General features: G+C 64.0%; 16 protein-coding genes and 1 riboswitch. Of the genes, 6 read left to right on the forward strand and 10 right to left on the reverse strand.

Features of this window, described 5'->3' with window-relative positions; genetic code table 11:
• Positions 1–62 precede the first annotated feature (62 nt).
• Positions 63–1,817, forward strand: a complete 1,755-nt coding sequence (locus OO015_RS02990) for a GmrSD restriction endonuclease domain-containing protein (protein ID WP_265939639.1) — start codon at positions 63–65, stop codon at positions 1,815–1,817.
• 490 nt (positions 1,818–2,307) lie between these two features.
• Here the strand turns inward: OO015_RS02990 and OO015_RS02995 are convergent, their stop codons facing one another.
• Together OO015_RS02995 and secA are read right to left on the reverse strand one after the other, a co-directional pair.
• Entirely contained in the window at positions 2,308–2,679 is a 372-nt protein-coding gene (locus OO015_RS02995; protein WP_265941011.1) for an aquaporin, read from the reverse strand.
• A gap of 627 nt (positions 2,680–3,306) precedes the next feature.
• Complete coding sequence (secA, locus tag OO015_RS03000) at positions 3,307–5,910, reverse strand: preprotein translocase subunit SecA (RefSeq protein WP_265939641.1); 2,604 nt, start codon at positions 5,908–5,910, stop codon at positions 3,307–3,309.
• Between the two features lie 131 nt (positions 5,911–6,041).
• Here secA and OO015_RS03005 point away from each other — a divergent pair, with 131 nt between their 5' ends.
• Both OO015_RS03005 and OO015_RS03010 read left to right on the forward strand, forming a co-directional pair.
• Positions 6,042–6,428, forward strand: a complete 387-nt coding sequence (locus tag OO015_RS03005) for a hypothetical protein (protein ID WP_265939644.1) — start codon at positions 6,042–6,044, stop codon at positions 6,426–6,428.
• A 4-nt stretch (positions 6,429–6,432) separates the two neighbouring features.
• On the forward strand, positions 6,433–6,792 hold the full coding sequence (locus tag OO015_RS03010) for an MGMT family protein (RefSeq protein WP_265939646.1): 360 nt from the start codon (positions 6,433–6,435) through the stop codon (positions 6,790–6,792).
• Between the two features lie 54 nt (positions 6,793–6,846).
• Here the strand turns inward: OO015_RS03010 and thiS are convergent, their stop codons facing one another.
• The 8 genes from thiS to OO015_RS03050 all read right to left on the reverse strand — a co-directional run bounded on the left by thiS (position 6,847) and on the right by OO015_RS03050 (position 14,036).
• Positions 6,847–7,053, reverse strand: a complete 207-nt coding sequence (gene thiS, locus OO015_RS03015) for a sulfur carrier protein ThiS (protein ID WP_265939648.1) — start codon at positions 7,051–7,053, stop codon at positions 6,847–6,849.
• Positions 7,050–7,676, reverse strand: coding sequence for a thiamine phosphate synthase (gene thiE, locus OO015_RS03020; protein ID WP_265939650.1), 627 nt, complete (start codon positions 7,674–7,676; stop codon positions 7,050–7,052). The genes thiS and thiE (OO015_RS03020) overlap by 4 nt, the downstream gene beginning before the upstream one ends.
• Positions 7,677–7,679: 3 nt before the next feature.
• Complete coding sequence (gene thiE, locus OO015_RS03025) at positions 7,680–8,348, reverse strand: thiamine phosphate synthase (RefSeq protein WP_265939652.1); 669 nt, start codon at positions 8,346–8,348, stop codon at positions 7,680–7,682.
• A gap of 10 nt (positions 8,349–8,358) precedes the next feature.
• Positions 8,359–9,168, reverse strand: coding sequence for a thiazole synthase (locus OO015_RS03030; protein WP_265939655.1), 810 nt, complete (start codon positions 9,166–9,168; stop codon positions 8,359–8,361).
• Positions 9,161–9,994 carry a bifunctional hydroxymethylpyrimidine kinase/phosphomethylpyrimidine kinase gene (thiD, locus tag OO015_RS03035; protein WP_416236584.1) on the reverse strand — a complete coding sequence of 278 codons (834 nt, stop codon included), beginning with the start codon at positions 9,992–9,994 and terminating at the stop codon, positions 9,161–9,163. Before thiD ends, OO015_RS03030 begins: the two co-directional genes overlap by 8 nt.
• 86 nt (positions 9,995–10,080) lie before the next feature.
• Positions 10,081–10,189, reverse strand: a riboswitch (TPP riboswitch).
• A gap of 39 nt (positions 10,190–10,228) precedes the next feature.
• Entirely contained in the window at positions 10,229–11,218 is a 990-nt protein-coding gene (locus OO015_RS03040) for an ABC transporter permease (RefSeq protein ID WP_265939659.1), read from the reverse strand.
• A gap of 13 nt (positions 11,219–11,231) precedes the next feature.
• The gene (locus tag OO015_RS03045; RefSeq protein WP_265939661.1) at positions 11,232–12,242 is read right to left on the reverse strand and encodes an ABC transporter permease; all 1,011 of its coding nucleotides are present in this window, start codon (positions 12,240–12,242) and stop codon (positions 11,232–11,234) included.
• 57 nt (positions 12,243–12,299) lie between these two features.
• Positions 12,300–14,036 carry a peptide ABC transporter substrate-binding protein gene (locus OO015_RS03050; RefSeq protein WP_265939663.1) on the reverse strand — a complete coding sequence of 579 codons (1,737 nt, stop codon included), beginning with the start codon at positions 14,034–14,036 and terminating at the stop codon, positions 12,300–12,302.
• A 294-nt stretch (positions 14,037–14,330) separates the two neighbouring features.
• Between OO015_RS03050 and OO015_RS03055 the strand changes: the two genes are divergently transcribed.
• The 3 genes from OO015_RS03055 to OO015_RS03065 all read left to right on the forward strand — a co-directional run bounded on the left by OO015_RS03055 (position 14,331) and on the right by OO015_RS03065 (position 17,774).
• Complete coding sequence (locus OO015_RS03055) at positions 14,331–15,539, forward strand: trans-sulfuration enzyme family protein (protein ID WP_265939664.1); 1,209 nt, start codon at positions 14,331–14,333, stop codon at positions 15,537–15,539.
• Between the two features lie 205 nt (positions 15,540–15,744).
• On the forward strand, positions 15,745–16,941 hold the full coding sequence (locus OO015_RS03060; protein WP_265939666.1) for an aminotransferase class V-fold PLP-dependent enzyme: 1,197 nt from the start codon (positions 15,745–15,747) through the stop codon (positions 16,939–16,941).
• Positions 16,938–17,774 carry a polysaccharide deacetylase family protein gene (locus OO015_RS03065; RefSeq protein WP_265939667.1) on the forward strand — a complete coding sequence of 279 codons (837 nt, stop codon included), beginning with the start codon at positions 16,938–16,940 and terminating at the stop codon, positions 17,772–17,774. Before OO015_RS03060 ends, OO015_RS03065 begins: the two co-directional genes overlap by 4 nt.
• Positions 17,775–17,917 lie beyond the last annotated feature (143 nt).

Consider the following 17,917-nt stretch of genomic DNA (forward strand, 5'->3'; position numbering starts at 1 on the left):
TGATGACCGTCACAGAGCGTTGCGGACGATCGTATCGCTCCATTCTGAGGAGGAACGCAGCGATGAGCGACCTGCTCTTCAAGAAGGTCGACTACACCGTCGGCAAACTGGTGGAGGACATCGCCCTCGGTGAGATCGGCCTGCCCGACATCCAGCGACCCTTCGTGTGGGACACGACCCGCGTACGCGATCTCTTCGACTCGATGTACCGCGGCTATCCGATCGGGACGCTACTCTTCTGGGAAAACGGCTATCCCGGCGAGTATCGGATCATCGGGGAGGGCAAGAAGCAAAAAGCACCTCGTCTACTCATCGTGGACGGCCAGCAACGGCTCACGGCTCTCTATGCGGTCATGAGAAACGTACCCATCGTGGACAAGAACTTCGACCGAATCAGGTTACGCATCGCCTTTCACCCGGTAGAAGAAAAGTTCGAGGTGACCAATACGGCTATCGAACGCGATCCCACCTGGATCGCGGATATTAGCCGTTTCTGGCAACCCGATTTCGATCACTACGACTTCGTCTCTACTCTCCTCGAGCGTCTGGAGGAGCGCCGCCGACTCACTCCTGAAGAGCGCAAACGCATTCCCCAGGCTATCCAGCGACTCGTCAACCTCATCAACTACCCCATGACCGCCCTGGAAATTTCCGTCAATGCGTCGGAAGAGCAGGTCGCCGAAATCTTCGTGCGTATCAATAGTCAGGGCCGGACGCTGAACCAGGCCGATTTCATCCTCACGCTGATGTCCGTCTTCTGGGACGAAGGGCGGAAGCAGCTGGAAGAGTTTTGTCGTGAGGCCAAGCGTCCGCCGGTGGACAACCACCCTTCGCCCTATAATCCGTACTTTCACCCTCAGCCCGACCAGTTGCTCCGCGCTGACGTAGCGCTCGGGTTCCGCCGCGCGCGGCTCGAGCACGTGTATTCCATCTTGCGCGGCAAAGACTTGCAAACGGGCGAGTTCTCCCCGGAGCGCCGAGATGCCCAGTTCGCCTTGCTCGAGAAGGCACAGGCTGAGGTCCTCGACCTGCAACACTGGCACGACTTCTTCAAAGTCATCAAGCGGGCCGGCTACATCCATCCCAGTTTGATCACGTCCGAAACGACCCTCGTCTATACCTACGCCCTCTGGCTCATCGGCAAGCGAGATTTTGCGCTCGATCCGCACACCCTGCGCAACCTCATAGCCCGCTGGTTCTTCATGAGTTCGCTCACCCGCCGGTACACTGGCTCGCCGGAAACTCGCATGGAGCAGGATTTGGCCCTGCTGCGCGGCTGTTCTCAGCCGAGCGAGTTCGCGCAGACGCTGGAGCAAGAAATGGCCGCGGTGCTCACATCGAGCTACTGGGAGATTACCCTACCCAATGAACTGGCTACGGCCTCGGCACGGAACGTCGGACAGGCAGCCTTTTTCGCTTCCCTCTGCCTCCTCGACGCGCCGGTGCTCTATTCCCACTTAAAGGTACGCGACTTACTGGACCCTACCTCGAAGGCCCAAAAGTCGGCCCTGGAGCGACATCACCTCTTCCCGCGTAAGTATCTGGAGCGGCAAGGCGTCACCGATCGGCGCGACATCAACCAAGTGGCCAATTACGCGCTGGTGGAGTGGCACGACAACATCGACATCAGCGCCCGGCAACCAGCCGAATACGCGCCCAAATACGAACGTCGGTTCCCACCCGAAAAGCTGCGAGAGATGTATCGGTACCATGCCCTTCCCGAACGATGGTATGATATGGAGTATTCGACGTTCTTGGAGGAGCGCCGTCGCCTCATGGCCGCCATCATACGCGAAGGATTCGAGTCCTTGCGGTGAGTTGCCGGGTTCTCCCACCGAGCGCCAGACCGCGCTCCCCCGATCCGCGCCGCTCGGAAAGCTGGCTGGACCCACCTGCTACCGGAGGACGGCCATTTCCGCGCCGGCGCGTGCTCAGCTCGGTACTCCACGCTGTCCTCCTCGAAAGGCGTCGAGAACTCGACGCGGGCGTGGATGAGCACGCACTCGGCGTCGCGGAGCACCTCCAGTATGCAACCCTGCTCTCTCAACGGCTGGAGTACGTGCCGTACCGCGCAGCTCGCCAGACGGACCCGTTTCGGAAACGCTGTCTCCGCACGAGGTTACCCGCGAGCCTTGCGATCGAACTCGCTGATCGGAAGTCTCTCGAGGACACCGGGTGCTCGAGACTACCTGACCCGCAGGCGAGCGACGAGCCCAACGTCGGCGAGTGCTCCCACAACGGGGTCGGCCACCGGTATCCACCCGTAGCGCCAGCCAGGCCTACCCTCCCTGGAGTCGGCAAGAGTGCTTAGGCCAGCCGGGGTGCGAGATCGCATGCCAGCTTCGAGGCGAAGCCGGTGGTACCGCCGAGCGCCAGTCCGACGACGAGCATGAGTCCGCCGACCCACCACGGTGCCGCTCCTGGCTCGACGAAACCGCGCACGAGCGCCGTCACGCAAGCTCCTAGCACCGCGGTTCCGAGAAACTCGGCGAACAGACTCGCCGGCCACTGTCGAATCGCCGGGCGCGTGCAGAACACACCTCGCTTCACCTCAGGGTCGGTCGCCTCGTCCGAGTGCAGCCAGCACGCCACCCAGACTCGTATCGCCCCAAAAAAACCGCCGGCAGACTGAGCGAGAACGTCTCCTCCCACGCGTTCTGCTGGAAGGAATCCCCACATCGCCAGTCCGACGGTCACCCCCGATTCGCGTGCTCACCACTGACTGGCCCAGTCAGACCGACCGCGAACACGACAGCCAGCACGGAGCCGGTTGCGACCCTGAGCCACCCGCCTCGAGGACCGTGCACCACAGGCCACTGGGAAGTCACGGCTGTTCCAACAGTCAAGCGGACGAGCAGTATCGCTCCGAAGAACTCCGCAGCGAGTTCAACGCATCTCAGACTCCCGCCCTCCTCGCTCGCCGAACCATCCCCCAGCGCCGCACTCGCACCGCGATCGTCGCTTCGTGCGCACACCCACGGGTGAGCAAAGCATGAACGACGGTACGCCCACCTCCCGGTCGGACTGCACGAGGTCAACTTGACCGCGCCGAAACTGAAATCAGCAGGAGACGTTTCTCTCACGCAAGCCTTCGGCGTGGCCAGGCACAGCGAGCCGCGCACAGCGAGAGGCCTCACCGCACAGCGCAGCAGGCAGACCGCTGGACCGAGCAGGACGCGCTCTGCAAGTGGAGGCAAGTCTTTCGGACGGTGAGGAACACGGTCCCTCCGGCAACGGTCCGACGGCAGTTCGCTGCAGTGCAACTTGGCATTCACGACCGATACCGAGGAACCTCGCGACGCACCGCTACGAACGAGTCGAACCCGTCTTCGCTCCCAAACTCATTTCTCTTAGACCGCAACAGTACTTGTACTTTTTCCCGCTGCCGCACGGGCACGGATCGTTCCGGCCGACCTTCTGCTTCTTCCGTGCTGGACCCGCACCGTCGCCACCGCGGTTCGGCGTCCCGACCTGCATGACCGGCCGCTGCAAGGCAGGAGCGAGCTGCACGCGGTAGATGAGCCGCGCCACGTCGTACTCGATGTTCTCCAGCAACTGCTGGAACATCCGGTAGCCCTCGCGCTTGTACACGACGAGCGGGTCGAGCTGGCCGTACGCCTGCAGCCCGACCTCGTGCCGCATGTGCTCCATCTCGGTCAGGTGCTCGATCCACAACCGGTCCATGACCTGCAGGAGCACCAGCCGCTCGATGGTCCGCATCGTGTCGGCACCGAACTCCTGCTCCCGCCGCTCGTACCGCGCCAGTGCCCGCTCCCAGAGCAACTGGACGAGTTCGTCCTCGTCTCGCTCTTCGAGGTCGCGCGGTGTCAGGCCATCCGCGTCGCCGACGATGCCGACGAAGGCCCGGAGGATCTCCTCGGGGTCGGGCTCGTCGCTCGACTCGAACGCCTGTTTGACCGCCTTCTCGAGCTGACGGCGCACCATGCCGAGCACGTGCTCGCGCATGTTCTCGCCCATGACGATCTTCCGGCGGTCAGCGTAGATCACCTCGCGGTGCTTGTTGATCACGCTGTCGTACTCGACGAGATGCTTCCGGAGGTCGAAGTTGTACCCTTCGATCTTCTTCTGCGCTTCTTCGATCATGCGACTGACCAGCGGATGCTCGATCGGATGCTCGTCGTCCATACCCAGCCGCTCGAGCAGTCCCTGGATCCGATCGGTCCCGACCCGCTTGAGGAGCTCGTCCTCGAGCGAGACGTAGAACCGGCTCGATCCCGGATCACCTTGCCGGCCCGCACGACCACGCAGCTGGTTATCGATCCGCCGCGCCTCGTGCCGCTCCGTACCGATGACGTGCAGACCACCGAGTTCCGCGACGCCCGGTCCCAGCACGATGTCCGTTCCGCGGCCAGCCATGTTGGTGGCGATCGTTACCGCGCCGCGTTGCCCGGCTTTCGCGACGATGAGTGCCTCACGCTCGTGGTGCTTGGCGTTGAGCACCTCGTGCGGGATCCCTTCTCGCTTGAGCAGCTGGCTCAGGTACTCGCTCTTCTCGATCGAGGTCGTCCCGACCAGCACCGGGCGGCCGAGCGCGTGCATCTCCTTGATTTCCCGCACGACCGCACGGAACTTTCCCTCTTCCGTGCGGTAGATCACGTCCGGGTAGTCGATCCGGATCATCGGCTTGTGCGTCGGGATCACGACGACCTCGAGGTTGTAGATGGTCTGGAATTCCTCGGCCTCGGTCGCCGCCGTACCGGTCATCCCGGCCAGTTTCTCGTACATCCGGAAGTAGTTCTGGTACGTGATCGTCGCCTGCGTGACCGTTTCCTGCCGGACGCGCAAGCCCTCCTTCGCTTCGATCGCCTGGTGCAACCCCTCGCTGTAACGGCGGCCCGGCATCATGCGCCCGGTGAACTCGTCCACGATGATGACTTCGCCGTCGCGGACGATGTAGTCCCGGTCGCGGAGATACAGTTCCTTCGCCTTCAGCGCCTGCTCGAGATAGTGGACAGCATCGGAGTAGCGGTCGTCGTAGAGGCTGTGCCCTTCTGGGATACCGAGTAGCCGCTCTACCCGATCGATCCCGGCTTCCGTCAGCGTGACCGTGCGGTGCTTCAAGTCCACCGTATAGTGCACGTCGCGACGGAGTTGCCGGGCGATCTGCGCGAACTGGTAGTAGCGGTCGACGGTGTCGCGCGCCGCCCCCGAGATGATCAACGGTGTCCGCGCTTCGTCGATCAGGATGTTGTCCACTTCGTCGACGATCGCGTAGTACAGCTCGCGCTGCACGATGTCCTCGGGCCGGTAAACCAAGTTGTCGCGCAAGTAGTCGAAACCGAACTCGTGGTTCGTCCCGTAGGTGATGTCGGCGAGGTACGCCTCGCGCCGGCTGACCGGACGCCAGTGGTTGAGGCGATCGTCCGGACTCGGATCTGGTGCCATGTAGGTCGGATCGTAAATTCCCGCGAACTCGTGCGTGATGACGCCGACCGAAACTCCGAGGAAATGATAGATCGGCCCCATCCAGCCACCGCCGACCCGCGACAGGTAGTCGTTCGGCGTCACCAGGTGGCAACCGCGGCCCAAGAGGGCGTTCAGGAAGAGCGGCAAGGTCGCCACCAGCGTCTTTCCTTCGCCGGTCTTCATCTCGGCGATCTTGCCCTCGTGCAGCACGATACCGGCCATCAGCTGCACGTCGAAGTGCCGCATGTTGAGCGTGCGACGCGCCGCCTCGCGCACGGTCGCGAACGCCTCGACCAGGATGTCGTCGAGCGTCTCGCCGTACTCGAGCCGGGCCTTGAATTCGTCGGTCTTGGCACGCAGTTGCTCGTCGCTGAGCCGCTGGTATTCCGGTTCCAACGCGTTGATCTCGTCGACGATCCGGCGTAGGCGCTTGAGTTCTCGCTCGTTCGGGTCGCCGAAGATCTTCTTGAGGACATTTCGCATGGACTCGTCTCCCACTGTCGGACTGCGCGGATGCGTTGACGGCACCCGTACCCGTCAAGTCTACTGCTCGACCGAGGAGAGTGACGAACGCCTTCAGCAGCCTGGAAGCAGGAGAGGAAAGGAAGCACAGGATGACCGAAAGCCGATCCGTACTCGACCGCTTGCTCCCGCTGGCCCATCGCAGCGAACTCATCGCAGCCGGTTTGGCCACCCACCTCGCCTTCAACGTCGTGGCTGCCCTGGCCTTCCGGCTCGCGGCACAGAGCAGTAGCTGGTTCGCGTTCCTCCTCTGGCAAGTCGTCGGGAACCTGGCTGGCTTCCTCACTGTCGTGGCTCTGACGATCCTGCTCCGCTTCATCCCCTTGTCGGTCGCCTATCCGATCACGACCGGTCTCTCGGTCATCGGCGTGCAGGTGATCGCGGCGAGTCTCCTGCTCCACGAGCCGCTTCCGCTCCGCGTCTGGCTCGGTACGCTCCTCATCGTCCTCGGTATCCTGTTCGTAGGAGGGCGGATCTAAGGTCATGGGCACTCGGAAGGGAAACCCGCGCTCATCACCGTTCGCCGAGCGGGTCTACGCCATCGTCCGGCGTATCCCGCCAGGACGGGTGACGACGTACGGCCGCATCGCCCGAGCCGCTGGCCTGGCCAGCTCGGCGCGGCTCGTCGGCTGGCTCCTGCACGAGGCACCGCCCGATATCGCTGCGGTCGCGCACCGCGTCGTCAATCGCAACGGCGAGTTGACCGGCGGCTGGGCCTGGGGACATCCGAGTGTGATGCGGGCACTCCTGGAAGACGAAGGCGTGACATTCATCGACGAATACCGCGTCGATCTCGAACGACACCTCTGGGACCCCGAGGACGAGCTCTTCGATACGCTCTGACGCAAGCGAGTTCCGCCATGGCTCCGCTCCGACCGGCTCTGGCCTGATACGTCCTCACCCACCACCGACGAAATGGACGACCTCGAGCACGTCACCGTCGCGGAGCTCGCGCTCCTCGTACCGGTCGCGCGGCACGATCTCGCCGTTGTGCTCCACGGCGACGAGCCGCGGATCGAGCCCGCGCGTGCGGAGGAGATCGGCAATGGTTCGCACGCCGTCCAGGTCCACTCGCTTCCCGTTGAGCGTCACCCGGACCGTCATACTTCTCCCACCCCGTCCAAGGCTGCGCGAAACGCCTGCACCGTAGCGACCGGATCGGTAGCAGCCAGGATAGCGCGGATAACCGCGACACCATGGGCTCCAGCTGCCAGCACCGCCGGCACCCGCTCCGGCGTGATCCCACCGATCGCGACCACCGGGCAGGATACCGCTCGCACCACGGCCTGGAGTGCCGCGAGACCGGCTGCCGCCCGACCGGGCTTGCTCGCCGTCTCGTACACGTTCCCGAAGAGCAGGAAGTCCGCTCCCACCTGCGCGGCCCGTTCCGCTGCCGTCACGCTGTGGACGGAGCACCCGACCAGACGACCGCGCCCCAGGAGACGTCGCGCGCCTTCGGGAGGAAGGCCACGCTCGGGAAGCTGCACACCGTCCGCTTCGCTCAAGAGGGCGACGTCGACCCGGTCGTTCACGAGCAAAACGGCTGGCGGCACGATCAGGCGGCGAGCGACCTGAGCCACTGCGAGCAGTTCGCCAGCGGCACGGTCGGGCGCTCGCACGTGGACAGCGTCGACCCCAGCAGCCACCAGATCCGGAAGCAATGCGAGCAGACGATCGAAGGGACAAACATCAGGATCGGTCACCAGGTGGAGCTGCGGGACACGCATCGGTCACGCACCCCGCTCGGCAAGCGCTGTATCCACCACCTCCCGGAGCTGCCTCGCCGCACCCCGGATATCCTCGGCACCGACGACTGCCGAGATCACCGCGACACCGACTGCACCCGCACGGATCACCGCTGCGGCGTTCGCAGCCGTGATCCCACCGATCCCGACCACCGGGATGCGTACCGCCCGAGCGATCCGGGCCAGGTGCTCGAGTCCGACTGCTGGGCCGGCGTCCGGCTTGGTAGTGGTCGGATAGACTGGCCCCACACCCAGGTAGTCGGCACCAGCTGCTTCGGCTTCCAAGGCCTGTTCGAGCGTCTCCGGCGAAAAACCGACGACCATCGACTCGCCGACCAGCTTTCGCGTCTCCGGAACCGGTAGGTCGCTCACACCGACGTGGACGCCGTCCGCCTCGAGAGCGAGTGCCAGGTCGACCCGGTCGTTGACGACGAAGAGGACGCCAGCCTCGCGGCAGAGTGCCCGCAACGCACGTCCGACCTGGAGTTCCTCGCTCAGCGGTCCGGTCTTCCAGCGCAGCTGGAGCGCTGTCGCCCCGCCAGCGATCGCCTCCCGCGCGATCTCGATGTCCGGGCGCGCGCCCGCGAGCGCTCGATCGGTGATCACGTACAGGCGCAGCGCCTCGCGGAGGCGTGCCCCTCGCCAGTTGGCCACACCCATCTCCCTAACGTACGACGCCTTCCAGTGGAGAACTCGCCGACGCGTACGGCTTCTTGGGAATCCGGCCAGCGAGGTAACAGAGTCGCCCGGCTTCGATCGCCAGTCGCATCGCCCGGGCCATCTTCACCGGGTCGCCGGCCTGGGCGATCGCGGTATTGATGAGACAGGCATCGGCACCGAGCTCCATCGCCAGTGCTGCGTCCGAGGGCGCACCGATCCCGGCATCGACGATCACCGGAACGCTCGCCTGCTCGACGATGATCTGGAGCCAGCGGAAATCCGGCAGCCCCTGACCGGAGCCGATCGGTGAGGCGAGCGGCATCACCGTGGCGCAGCCGATCTCCTCGAGTTGCTTCGCCAGCACCGGATCCTGGTTGATGTACGGAAGGACGACGAATCCTTCTTTGACGAGCACCTTCGCTGCCTCGAGCGTCCCGATCGGGTCCGGCAAGAGATACTTCGGGTCCGGAATCACTTCCAGCTTGACCCAGTTGGAAAGGCCCATCGCTCGGGCGAGTCGCGCCACCCGGACCGCTTCCTCGGCTGTCCGGCAACCAGCAGTGTTCGGGAGGATCTGGTACTTGTTCCAGTCGATCACCTCGAGGATACTCCGGCTCTTCGGGTCGTCGAAGTCGATCCGACGGAGTGCGACAGTCACCATCTCGCAGCCCGAGGCCTCGAGTGCCGCCAGCATCTCTTCGTTCGAGCGCCACTTCCCGGTACCGAGGATGAGGCGCGAGCGGAACTCGCGATCGGCGATCTTGAGCGGTTCGTCCTCCAGGATCGTGCTGGCACGTTCCGCGGTCTCAGCCATCGCGCACCTCCTGTGTTTCCGGCACCGGTGCCCACCAGGCATGGAAGTGATGGACCGGCGATCGTCCCCGACCGATCGCGAAGGCCGCCTCGAGCGCACGGTGGAGATATCGCTTCGCCTCCCACACAGCAGTCGATACGTCGAAACCGCGCGCCAGGAACGCAGCGATCGCCGCGGAGAACGTGCAGCCGGTCCCGTGGGTGTGGGGCGTCGCGACCCGCGGGAGTGCGAAGCGTTCGAAGTGCGTTCCGTCGAAGAGGAGGTCGATCACCTGGCCTCCCTCGACGTGCCCGCCCTTCACGACGACATAACGCGGCCCGAACGAATGGATGATGCGCGCCGCCTCGCGCATCTCGTCTTCGTTCCGGACCGGCCGGCCACACAGCACCTCGGCCTCCGGCGCGTTCGGCGTCACGATGAACGCGAGCGGCAAGAGCGTCTCGCGCAGCGCGGTCACCGCGTCCTCCCGGAGCAGCCGGTCACCGCTCTTGGCGACCATCACCGGATCGACGACTAGCCGCTCAATCCGGTGTCGCCGCACACCGTCTGCGACCGTCTCGATGATCGCGGCCGAGCTCAGCATGCCGGTCTTGGCGGCATCGGCACCGATGTCCTCCATCACCGCATCGAGCTGCGCCGCGACGATGTCGGTCGGGATCTCGTGGACTGCCGTCACGCCGAGTGTGTTCTGCGCGGTGATCGCAGTGATCACCGTCGAGCCGTAGACCCCGAGCGCACTGAAGGTCTTCAAGTCTGCCTGGATGCCGGCACCGGCACCCGAATCGGACCCAGCGATCGTGAGCGCTTTGGGAATCCGCGTCGACATCGCCATCTCCCGTCACTCCTCGCGTCACGGGACGAGGCGGCGGAAAAATCGATCCGCCGACCCGACGGGGCGGCGGGTGAGGGAAGAGCTGAGGAGCGGTGCCGTCCCTGCGCTGGCATTACCCAGATCAGGTTCGGAGGGTTGGCCGACCGTCCGTCGACCTCTCAGCGCTTCCGCGCACCCCTGGCACCCGTTAGACCCAGCATAGCACTCGTCCCCGGTTCGGACAACGTCTCAGCGTTCGGCCTGGCGCGGATCGAACGCATCCCGCAACCCGTCGCCCACGAACGTGAAGGCGAGCGTGATCAACGCGACTGCCACCGTCGGCGCGATGAGCATCCAGGGTTGCGACTCCCAGGCCTTCGAGCCTTCGAGGATCATGCTGCCCCAGCTGGTCGGAAACGGCGCGTCGAGACGCACCGTCGGTCGGATGCCGATACCGAGGTAGCTGAGGATCGCCTCGGAGATGATCGCCCCTGGGACGATGTAAGCCGCGACCACGATGATTGGCCCCAAGGTATTCGGAACGATATGGCGCAAGACGATCGACACGCCGTTCGCCCCGATGGCCCGAGCCGCCTCGACGAACTCTTTCTGCTTGATGGCAAGCACCTCGCCGCGTACCAGTCGGGCGACGGTCACCCAGCTGACGAGCGACAACGTAATGAAGAGCAGCACGAGTCCGTTCAGCAGCTTGCCGATCCACGCGTCCTGAAAAGCAACCTGCATGATGATGAACAGCAAGAGATCCGGAAAAGCATAGACGACATCAGTGAAACGCATCAAAATGTTATCGACTCTCCCACCCAGGTAGCCAGCTGTGACACCGATCACCATGCCGATGGTTACGGTGAAGAACATCGGGACGAACCCGACCACCAGAGACACGCGTGTACCGTAAACCAAGCGACTGAAGACGTCCCGTCCGACCGAATCCGTTCCGAGTGGATACTCCCAGGTGCCAGTCCGCATCGGGTTCGGATCCCGTATCCAGGCAGCCTGACGGAACACGCCTGCCCGCGCGACATCGCTCCGCACCGGGTTATGCGGTGCGATCACCGGTGCCGCGATGGCGACGATAGCGAGGAACGCGATATAGGCGAGCCCGACGAGCGCCAGGCGATTCTTCCGGAAGCGTCGCCAGGCATCGCTCCACAAGCTCCGCGGCGGTCGCCGGAGCGCGAGATCACGATCGAGTTGCCGTGCAGTGGCTGTAACGGTCATGGTGCCCAACCTCTCACACCCGGATCCGTGGATCGAGGACACCGTACATGATGTCCACCCAGATATTCGCGACGGCCACGAAGAGGGCGTACATCAAGGTGGTCCCCATGATCATCGAGTAGTCTCGTGCCGCGATCGCCACCACATACTCGCGCCCCATACCTGGCACATTGAAGATCGTTTCGATGATGAAGGATCCCGTCACCAGCGCAGCGACGGCCGGTCCGAGCACCGTCACGACCGCGATCAGCGCATTGCGGAGCATATGCCGGGTCACCACGCGGAACTCGCTCAGGCCTTTCGCACGGGCAGTCCGCACGTAGTCCTGGCGAATCACTTCCAACATCGATGATCTGGTCAGCCGGGTCAGATACGACATCGTCCCGAGCCCGAGCACGATACCCGGTGCGAGATACGCAGTCGACAGACCCTGCCATTCTTCAGGTGCGCGGATCGGCTTCACCCCGAACAGCTGGCTCAACAGAATCACAACCAGCACACCGATCACGAAGCTGGGGACCGAGACACCGAGCGTGGCGACTGTGAGACTGATGTAGTCGATCCAACTATTCTGCTTCAGCGCGCCCAACACGCCGAGTGGGATCCCGACGAAGACCGCGAAGACAGTCGCGACCACTCCGACTTTGGCCGTCGCCGGGAACTTGCGCCAGAGAATGCTCTGCACCGATTCCGTTCCCTTGGAGCGATAGGATGGACCGAGATCGAAGTGAGCGAGCCCCCAGAGGTAGTGGAAATACTGGCTGTCGAGGAACGCCTGCGCGAGGCGCAACGGGTTCCGCTCGCCGCTCCGCCACCGCTCGCGGACGGCCGCCCCATTGAACCAGACGGGCTTGTCGAGGCCGAACTTTTGATTCAGCGCCTGCAGCGTCGCGGCTGCGACCGGCTTCTCACGATCCCACGGGCCACCTGGCGCCTGATGCATCAGGAAGAACGTGATCGTGGTCACGACCAGGATGACCGGTATCAGCCACAAGACACGCCGTACAACGAACGACAGCAGCATACCCTTCCTCCTGGCGAGGAGCCGGGCCGGGGAAATTCCCCGGCCCGGTACTGCATGCTACTTCTGAATATCGAGCGTCATGAGCGAGGCGAATTCGCCGGGGAAGGCATCATCGCTCGGCGTCGGGTTGTAACCGGTGACGTACGGTTTCACCAGCCAGATATTGAGCGGGTTATAGAGGAACGGTCCCGGTGCATCGTCGATCAGGATCTGGTGTGCCTGCTTGTAGAGTTCGATGCGCTTCTGTTGGTCCAGCTCCTGATCCGCCTGCGTCACGATCCGGTCGAACTCTTTATTGCAATAGCCGAAGCGCTGCGCGAAGGTCGCGTCGCACTTCCAGTACACGCTCAACCAGTTCTGGGGATCAGGATAGTCCTGGATCCAGCCAGCGAGCGTCATCTGCGGGTAGGTGCTCGGATCCTTGCGCATGGCGACGAGGGTCTTCCCGTCGACCGGCTCGAGCGTGATGTTCACGCCGAGGATGTCGCGGTACTGTCCGGCGATCCACTCCACGCGCGGGCGCGCTGCCGGATCGTCGCTGTTGTAGGTCAACTTGATCTCGGGGAGCTTGTCCGGGCCACCATAGCTCGACTCGGCCAATGCTTGCTTGGCCTTGGCTGGGTCGAACGCATACTTGTTCGTGCCGATGTGCCCCGGAATTCCCGGTGGAATCCATTCGAGCGTCGGAGTGCAGTCGCCGTTACGGATCTGTTCGCAGTACGTCTTCCGATCGAAGGCGTAGGCGAACGCCTCGCGCACCTTCTTATCGGTGAACGGTTCCTTGGTCAGGTTGAACGAGAGCTGGATCGTCGTCGCGGCCGGATAGGTGACGAGCTGCTTGGAGAGCTCAGGATCGCTCTTGATCGCCGGGAGCTGCGAGGGATCAGGCGAGAACATGTCGATCTGGCCAGCTTTGTAGGCTTCGAGCGCGACCGAACTCTCCTTCTGATAAATGATCTCGACACCGTCCAGCTTCGGCTTACCTTCCCAGTAGTTCGGGTTCGCGACGAAGCGGATACGCTGGTCCTCGACCACCTCCACCATCTGGAACGGCCCGTTGCCGATCTGGAGCTTCGGGTCCTTCCACCAGTTCTCCCCGCCCTGCTCGATCAGCTCCTTGCGAGCCGGGTAGAAGACCCAGAGCGAGGCGATCGTCGGGAAATACGGGGCAGGATGCGTCAAGCGGACGACCAGCGTGCGATCGTCCGGTGCCTCCACACCGAGCTTCTGCCGTGCGGCTTCATACGCAGCTTGGTCGTTCGGGTCCGTCTCGGCGAACTCCTGACAACCGACGATATCGAACAGGATCGACTGGTATTCCCCAGCTGTCTTGGGGTCACACGTCCGCTCCACGGCATACCGGAACCGCTCAGCGGTCAGCGGTGTTCCGTCGCTGTACTTCAGCCCAGCGCGCAGGTGGAAGGTCACCACCGTCCCGTCCTGGTTGAATTCCCAGGACTCAGCAGCAGCCGGGACAGTATTCAGATTCTGGTCGAGTCGCGTGAGGCCCTCGTAATTCATGTGCAAGACGGCGATTTCGTTCGAGAAGGAACTCTTCTGCGGATCGAACACGTCGGGATAGGTGTACTCGTGAATCCGCAGAATCTTCTCACCACCGGTCGTCGTCACCGCTGCAACTGGCGTTTGCCCCGCTTGTGGCGATTCAGCAGCTTGCGGCGTTCGGCCGCTCGGGACAGGTGTCGGAGTCGCCTGCGAGCGCGCGCAAGCAGCCAGAACGGGGAGCGCGAGCACGAGCAACGAAAGCATGTGCCAAACTTTTCGAGATTTCCGCATCTCACACCTCACGGACTAGCACCTTCACCACCGACTCTTTCTCGCAGGCGCGACCACTTTCCGGGGGACTGCGTGATCGCTGAGGCACCATGCTCCACCCCGACCTGCCCGGCCGTACTCTACTCCTCAATGCCGATTAAGTCAATAGAAAGTTACCGATTAAGCACGAAACAATACCTGCTGTCGACCGGGCTCGCTGGTGACCCGATTTCGGCGTCCTTTCTGCGCGTCGGCCTATACTTGCCCTCACGACCAGCCGATGGTCGGTCGATGCAGGGAAGGAGAACAGGCCGCATGCGCGATCTCCGTCGGCTCCATTTGCGGTTCGCCAGCCGCGCTGTCCATGCCGGTGAACGCCCGGCACCGCGCGACGTCGTCCCGACGGTCACTCCGATCTATCCAGCGTCGACGTTCCTCTACGAGGATCTCGACCGGATGGATGCGGCGCTCGGAGGAGCTGAGGGGCTCTTCGTCTACGGTCGCTACGGGAATCCGACCACGGAGGCTCTGGAGTCCGCGGTCGCCGCACTGGAAGAGCAGGAAGCGGCCCTGGCGTTCGGTTCCGGCATGGCTGCCCTCCACGTGGCACTGCTCTCCTGCGTCGAAGCGGGCGATCGCATCGTCGCGTCGCGCGATCTCTACGGACAGACGATCACCTTGCTCCGGCTCGTGTTCGGTGCGCTCGGCGTCGAGACCGAGTTCGTCGACATCCTCGACCTCGACCAGGTGGAAGCTGCTCTCGCCAAGGGTCGCGTGCGCGCGGTGCTCTGCGAGACGATTTCGAACCCACTGCTCCGGGTCACCGACCTCCCAGCGTTGGCCGAGTTGACGCACCGTTACGGAGCACGGTTGATCGTCGATAACACCTTCGCGACTCCGTATCTGGTTCGACCGGGCACATACGGCGCCGACCATGTGGTGCACAGTGCGACGAAGTACCTCGCCGGCCACGGCGACGTCACTGCTGGTGTCGTCGCGACTTCGGCCGAGCGTCGCTGGGAGTTGAACGAACTCAACAAGACCGTGGGCAGTATCCTCGGACCGTTTGAAGCCTATCTGGTCCTACGCGGGATCAAGACGCTCCCCTTGCGGATGCAGCGCCAGTGTGCGAATGCCGTCCGCATCGCCAACTGGCTGGCCGAGCACCCACTGGTCGAGCGTGTCTACTATCCTGGTCTTCCCACGCATCCTAGTCACGAGACGGCCGTCCGGCTCTTACCCCCCGGCGAGTACGGAGCCATCGTCTCTTTCGACATCCGCGAGGGAACACGCGAGCGGGTCTTGAGCTTCCTGCGTAGCCTCCAGCTCATCATCCCGGCCACGACACTCGGCGACGTGTACTCCGAGATTCTCTATCCCGTCATGGCATCCCATCGCGGTCTCTCGCCCGAGGAGCGTCAGGCGATCGGCATCGGCGAGGGGCTCGTGCGGCTTTCGGTCGGGATCGAGGATCCGGAAGACATCATCGCCGATCTCGAACAGGCACTCGCCCGCCTGGCCTGAACGAAGAGCACATCGTCCCGTGCCTCCCACCGCGCGACCAAAGTCCACACGGGCTGCTGCTTCTCGCGATCTCACCGAGGCTGGTACGCTCGTCTGCGCTCCGAACCGGATCGACTCCGTGTAGGACCCGGTTGACGTACCGGGGCACCTGCGGTACACAGCCGACATCGGCATGGGACGTACGCCACGGACAGGAGCGTCGAGTATGTCAGAGCAGGACAAGGTACGAGCGATCCGCGCCGCGATGCCAGCCGTTCTGGAGCATGTCTACCTCAATACCGGCACTTTCGGCCCGCTCCCACGAGTCGTCATCGACGCGATGCGCACCGAGAGCGAACGGGAACTCATCGACGGGCGCATCACGATGACGAGCTACGAGCGCGCGACCCAGCTCAAGCAGCTCGCCCGCGAGGAAGTCGCTCGTCTCCTGCGCTGCCGAGCTGACCAGGTTGCCTTGACACGCCACACGACCGACGGAATCAACCTCGCCGTCATGGGGCGGAACTGGCAGCCCGGCGACGAGATCGTCACCACCGACATGGAACATCCCGGTGCGCAGGGACCGATCTTCAATGTGGCGCGTCGCTTCGGCGTCGTGGTTCGGACGGCACGGCTCGGTACCGGTGCTGGCGACGTCGCGAGTGTGATCGCTCGACTCATCGGCCCGCGAACCCGGATGGTCGTGCTCTCGCACCTGACCTGGAACACCGGTGCGATCCTTCCCGTGGCCGAGATCGCAGAACTGGCGCACCGCGTCGGCGCCTTGGTCGTGGTCGACGGTGCACAGTCGGCCGGTTCCATCCCCGTCGATGTCCGAGCACTCGGGGTCGATGTCTACGCTATTCCCGGTCAGAAGTGGCTGTGCGGGCCGGAAGGGACCGGCGCGGTCTATTTCTCGGACGATGCGCTCGACCAGCTGCAGCTCACGATCGTCGGGTACGCCTCGCTCGCTCCGAACGGCCTGGAGCCGATCGGGGGCTACTTCGTCCCCAAGGCGACGGCCGAACGGTTCGAAGTCGGCGGTGCCCACCTGCCAGCGATCGCTGGGCAAGTCGCCGCACTCCGCTGGTTGCGCGAAGAGGTGGGCTACGACTGGATCTTCCAGCGGATCAGCGAACTCGGGCGCTACGCCGCCCAACGTTTGGCCACCCTCGACGGTGTCGAGGTGCTGACACCACCGGGTCGGATGGCTGGTCTCGTCAGCTTCACGGTGCGCGACGCCGATCCGCAGAAGCTCGTCGAGGCACTCGCCCAGCGCAACGTGATCGTCCGCTGGATCACCCACCCCTATAGCGTCCGCCTTTCGGCGGGTTTCTACAATACGGAAGAGGACATCGAGCGACTCATCGAGGCGCTCACCGAGGTTCGCGCCGAGCGAGCGAGCACGCGGAGTGCGGTATGACGAAGCACGTCACCGTCTGGCCAGCCGGTCACCGGGCCGCGCTGGTCATTTCGATCGATGTCGACGGCGAGTACGGCGTCATCGCTGAACACGGTGAGGACGACTGGTACTGGCGCGGCCAGGCGAAGTACGACCTCGAGGCTGGCCTTTGGCGCCTGCTCGAGCTGCTCGACGACTACGCCATCAAGGCGACCTTCTGCTGGGTCGGTCTGGCCGCCCAAGAACGCCCGGATGCCCTGCGCGCCGTCGTCGAGCGCGGGCACGAGATCGCGACCCATGGTTGGGATCACCGTGTCTACCAGCGGATGTCGCGGACCGAGCAGCGGGAGGACCTCATTCGAACACGAGAGATACTCGCCGAACTCACCGGCGTGACACCGGTCGGGCACAAGTCACCCTTCTGGCGCCCCACAGCTGAAACCGTGGCACTGCTCCAGGAACTCGGCTTCCACTGGAATATGGATCTGGCTCTCGGCGATCTTCCGGTCGCGATGCGCCCCGATCCGGCGCGTCATCCGGTGATCCAGCTCCCGCCGTCACGTTGGTGGGACGACTATCCGTTCTTCATCGAGCAGTCGCTGCCACCGCGACTGGTCGCCGAATTTTGGCGCGAGGACTTCGAGGTCGTTCGTGCCGAAGGCAAGCTGATGTGCCTCACTCTGCATCCATGGATTTCCGGGCGGCCAGGTCCGTCCCGAGCACTGGCGCAGTTCCTCGACAGCGTGATCGCTCTCGGCGACGTCTGGATCGCCCGAGCCGATCACGTCGCGCTCTGGTGGCGCGAGCGGGAGCGCGACCTCGAGGAGGCAAGCCGCACCGCATCCGAGTCGTGAGGACACGACCAGGACCTGCGCGGTCCGCTGGACAGGCACCCTCGACAGAACGGATGAGAATTTTCGCTGCTGCGCTGGTCACCTACCGTGCGAGCATCCCGCGCGCTGGTCACCGGGTCGATCGTCGCAGCCGTGCTCGTCGT

It is taken from the genome of Thermomicrobium sp. 4228-Ro (assembly GCF_026241205.1).
Classification (GTDB): domain Bacteria; phylum Chloroflexota; class Chloroflexia; order Thermomicrobiales; family Thermomicrobiaceae; genus Thermomicrobium.